Source organism: Methylibium sp. (assembly GCF_013817345.1).
GTDB lineage: Bacteria > Pseudomonadota > Gammaproteobacteria > Burkholderiales > Burkholderiaceae_C > Methylibium.
Genome location: NZ_JACDCW010000180.1, coordinates 1 through 4,159, shown reverse-complemented (window position 1 = coordinate 4,159; position 4,159 = coordinate 1). Strand labels below are relative to the sequence as shown.

At 61.4% G+C, this 4,159-nt stretch carries 7 protein-coding genes; all 7 read left to right on the top strand.

Annotated elements, in window-relative coordinates; genetic code table 11:
- The first annotated feature begins 50 nt into the window (after positions 1-50).
- Positions 51-482: a 50S ribosomal protein L15 gene (rplO, locus tag H0W40_RS19525; protein WP_292449540.1), complete on the top strand. Its 432-nt coding sequence runs from the start codon at positions 51-53 to the stop codon at positions 480-482.
- 42 nt (positions 483-524) lie between these two features.
- The gene (gene secY, locus H0W40_RS19520) at positions 525-1,835 is read left to right on the top strand and encodes a preprotein translocase subunit SecY (protein WP_292449539.1); all 1,311 of its coding nucleotides are present in this window, start codon (positions 525-527) and stop codon (positions 1,833-1,835) included.
- A 25-nt stretch (positions 1,836-1,860) separates the two neighbouring features.
- Positions 1,861-2,079, top strand: a complete 219-nt coding sequence (gene infA / locus H0W40_RS19515; RefSeq protein ID WP_011830996.1) for a translation initiation factor IF-1 — start codon at positions 1,861-1,863, stop codon at positions 2,077-2,079.
- Positions 2,080-2,137: 58 nt separating this feature from the next.
- Complete coding sequence (rpmJ, locus tag H0W40_RS19510) at positions 2,138-2,251, top strand: 50S ribosomal protein L36 (protein ID WP_292449535.1); 114 nt, start codon at positions 2,138-2,140, stop codon at positions 2,249-2,251.
- 36 nt (positions 2,252-2,287) lie between these two features.
- Positions 2,288-2,653 (top strand): 30S ribosomal protein S13, encoded by a 366-nt coding sequence (gene rpsM / locus H0W40_RS19505; RefSeq protein WP_292449533.1) that lies wholly within the window; start codon positions 2,288-2,290, stop codon positions 2,651-2,653.
- A gap of 49 nt (positions 2,654-2,702) precedes the next feature.
- Positions 2,703-3,104 carry a 30S ribosomal protein S11 gene (gene rpsK / locus H0W40_RS19500; protein ID WP_011830993.1) on the top strand — a complete coding sequence of 134 codons (402 nt, stop codon included), beginning with the start codon at positions 2,703-2,705 and terminating at the stop codon, positions 3,102-3,104.
- Between the two features lie 212 nt (positions 3,105-3,316).
- Entirely contained in the window at positions 3,317-3,940 is a 624-nt protein-coding gene (gene rpsD / locus H0W40_RS19495) for a 30S ribosomal protein S4 (protein WP_292449527.1), read from the top strand.
- Positions 3,941-4,159 lie beyond the last annotated feature (219 nt).

Genomic DNA, 4,159 nt, shown 5'->3' with positions numbered 1-4,159 from the left:
TGGCTTACCTGGTTCAGGTGCTCTGACCGCGGTTGATCTCGGAGAAGACAATGGAACTCAACACGATCAAGCCCGGCTCGGGCGCAAAGCATGCCAAGCGCCGTGTCGGTCGCGGCATTGGCTCGGGTTTGGGCAAGACCGCGGGTCGCGGCCACAAGGGACAGAAGTCGCGTGCCGGCGGCTACCACAAGGTCGGCTTCGAAGGCGGCCAGATGCCGCTGCAGCGTCGCCTGCCCAAGCGCGGCTTCAAGTCGCTGACGCTCAAGTACAACGCCGAGATCACGCTGGCCGACCTAGAGGCGCTGGCCGTGGCAGAAGTGGACATGTTGACGCTCAAGCAGGCTGGCTTGGTCGCGGAAAGAGCCAAGGTCGTCAAGGTCATCAAGTCGGGCGAACTCAGCAAGGCCGTCACGCTCAAAGGCGTGGGTGCGACCGCTGGCGCCAAGGCGATGATCGAGGCTGCTGGCGGCTCGCTTTCGTGATGCCGATTCAACCGGCGAAATCGACAAGAGCGCGATAAGAGCGTGGCAACGAACGCGAATCAACTGGCCAAGAGCGGCAAGTTCGGCGACCTGCGTCGCCGGCTGGTCTTCTTGTTGCTGGCGCTCGTGGTGTACCGCTTGGGGGCGCACATTCCCGTGCCTGGCATCAACCCGGAGCAGCTTCAGCAGCTCTTTCAGGGTCAGCAAGGCGGCATCCTGAGCCTGTTCAACATGTTCTCGGGCGGGGCGTTGTCGCGCTTCACCGTATTCGCGCTGGGCATCATGCCCTACATCTCCGCGTCGATCATCATGCAGTTGATGACCTACGTGGTGCCGACCTTCGAGGCGCTCAAGAAGGAAGGCGAGTCCGGTCGCCGCAAGATCACGCAGTACACGCGCTACGGCACGCTGGGTCTGGCGATCTTTCAGTCGCTGGGCATCGCGATCGCACTCGAAGGCTCGGCGGGGTTGGTGATCGATCCGGGCATGGCCTTTCGCGTGACGGCCGTGGTGAGCCTCGTTGCCGGCACGATGTTCTTGATGTGGCTGGGCGAGCAGATCACCGAGCGCGGCTTGGGCAACGGCATTTCCATCCTCATCTTCGCCGGAATTGCCGCGGGTCTGCCGAGCGCGATGGGCGGTCTCTTCGAGCTGGTGCGGACCGGTGCGATGAGCATCATCGTGTCGATCTTCATTCTGGCGATCGTTGTCGGTGTGACGTATGTGGTGGTGTTCGTTGAACGCGGGCAGCGCAAGATCTTGGTCAATTACGCCAAGCGCCAGGTTGGCAACCGCGTGTACGGCGGGCAGTCGTCGCACCTGCCGCTGAAAATCAACATGTCGGGCGTGATTCCGCCGATTTTCGCGTCATCGATCATTCTGTTACCGGCCACCGTGGTGGGCTGGTTCGCCACTGGCGATGGCTTGCGCTGGCTCAAGGATTTGGCAGGCCTGCTCTCTCCAGGCCAGCCGATTTATGTGATGCTCTACGCGGCGGCAATCATTTTCTTCTGCTTCTTCTACACGGCGCTCGTCTTCAACAGCCGCGAGACCGCGGACAACCTGAAGAAAAGCGGTGCCTTCATCCCTGGTATTCGCCCTGGCGAGCAGACGGCCAGGCACATCGACCGCATCCTCGGCCGGCTGACCTTGGGTGGCGCGATCTACATCACCGCGGTGTGTCTGCTGCCCGAATTCCTGGTGCTCAAGTACAACGTGCCGTTTTATTTCGGCGGCACCTCGCTCTTGATCATCGTCGTGGTGACGATGGACTTCTGGGCCCAGGTGCAGTCCTATGTGATGTCCCAGCAGTACGAATCGTTGCTGAAAAAAGCCAGTTTCAAAGCCACTTGAATGAAGAACGGTAGCCGCTAAACACATGTCGAAAGATGACGTCATCCAGATGCAGGGCGAGATCCTCGAGAACTTGCCCAATGCGACCTTCCGCGTGAAGCTGGAGAACGGGCACGTGGTGCTCGGTCACATCTCGGGAAAGATGCGCATGCACTACATCCGCATCCTGCCCGGTGACAAGGTGACGGTGGAACTTACGCCCTACGATTTGAGCCGGGCCCGCATCGTCTTTAGGGCGAAATGAGACGGTCGCACGCAATGAATCCCGCAAGACAACAGCGCAAGAGGTCAAGGAGAAGATCATGAAAGTAGCCGCATCCGTGAAGACGATGTGCCGCCATTGCAAGGTCATCCGCCGCAAAGGTGTGGTGCGCGTGATCTGCACCGATCCGCGTCACAAGCAGCGACAAGGCTGAGACTCCGCCTTCGCTAAAAGCAGATAGAGGAAGAACATGGCACGTATCGCAGGCATCAACATCCCGCCGCAAAAGCACGCAGAGATCGGCTTGACCGCGATCTACGGCATCGGCCGTACGACGGCGCAAAAGATCTGCGACAACTGCAGCATCGAGCGCACCAAGAAGATCAAGGATCTCACCGACGCCGATCTCGAAAAGATCCGCGAGGCAGTGGGCCGCCTGAACATCGAAGGCGATCTTCGCCGCGAAACCACGATCAACATCAAGCGCCTGATGGATCTCGGCTGCTACCGTGGCATCCGCCACCGTCGCGGCCTGCCGATGCGCGGTCAGCGTACCCGCACCAATGCCCGCACCCGCAAGGGCCCGCGCAAGTCGGCTGCCTCGCTGAAGAAGTAAGTAAGCCTGGCTTTTTGCCGAACCGCCCGCAGATCAAAGAGAGTCAAGCATGGCCAAAGCACCCAATACCGCCGCGCAACGCGTGCGCAAGAAGGTCCGCAAGAACGTGTCGGACGGCGTCGCGCACGTCCACGCGTCCTTCAACAACACCATCATCACGATCACCGACCGCCAGGGCAATGCGCTGGCCTGGGCGTCGAGCGGCGGCCAGGGATTCAAGGGTTCACGCAAATCGACACCGTTCGCTGCGCAGGTGGCTGCCGAAGTGGCCGGCCGCGCTGCGCAGGACCAAGGCATCAAGAACCTCGAAGTCGAGATCAAGGGCCCGGGCCCTGGGCGCGAGTCATCGGTGCGTGCCCTGGCCGCGCTGGGCATCCGGATCGTCTCGATCTCCGACGTCACGCCGGTCCCGCACAACGGCTGTCGCCCGCAGAAGCGCCGGCGCATTTGAGTTGTCCGGGTCGGGTGCTGCACCCGACCGCAGGTTTCTGGCATTCGCCGGCGGGCATTTTCGGTGCCGTCGGCGGTTTTCGTTGAAGCCGCAAGGTTTCAGTTTCAAGCCCACCGTCTGGTTGTCGCCTTCGGGCGATCCGTACAACACCGGCCAGACTCGCGTGAGATCCGATCCCGCTCGGTCGCACGTCAGACGATCAAGGAAGCAACGTGGCACGTTATCTCGGCCCCAAGGCCAAACTTTCCCGCCGTGAAGGCACCGACCTTTTCCTGAAGAGCGCCCGCCGCGCGATCAGCGACAAGTCCAAGTTCGAATCCAAGCCCGGGCAGCATGGCCGCACCTCGGGTTCGCGTACTTCCGACTTCGGGCTGCAACTGCGCGAAAAGCAGAAGGTCAAGCGCATGTATGGTGTGCTCGAGCGGCAGTTCCGCCGTTACTTCGCCGAGGCGGAACGCCGCCGCGGTAACACCGGCGCGAATCTGCTGCTGCTGCTCGAATCACGCTTGGACAACGTGGTCTACCGCATGGGCTTCGGCTCGACCCGTGCCGAAGCTCGGCAGCTGGTCGGTCACAAGGGCATCACCGTGAACGGTCAGTCCGTGAACATTCCGTCGTATCTGGTCAAGGCCGGCGATGTTGTAGCGGTGCGCGAAAAGTCGAAGACGCAATTGCGCGTGATCGACGCGGTGAAGCTGGCCGAATCGATCGGCATGCCGGCCTGGGTGAGCGTCGATGCCACCAAGCTCGAAGGTACTTTCAAGAAGTCGCCTGACCGCGACGAGTTCGGCTCGGACATTAACGAGTCGCTCATCGTCGAGCTCTATTCGCGTTGAGTCTGCCGCGCGGTGCTGCGCCGGGCCGAGCGCCCGTGGCCGGCGCCGTGCCTTTGTTTTACCGGTCCGGGCGCAGTTCGCCGTCAAGGCAGATTGCTTCCGGTGCCCCATCAGCCTTATCGGTGTAACGAGCCGAGGGTATTGACAGGAAGACCTGATGCAAACCAATCTACTCAAGCCCAAAGCCATCAATGTCGAGCCGCTGAGTGCAGCGAAGGG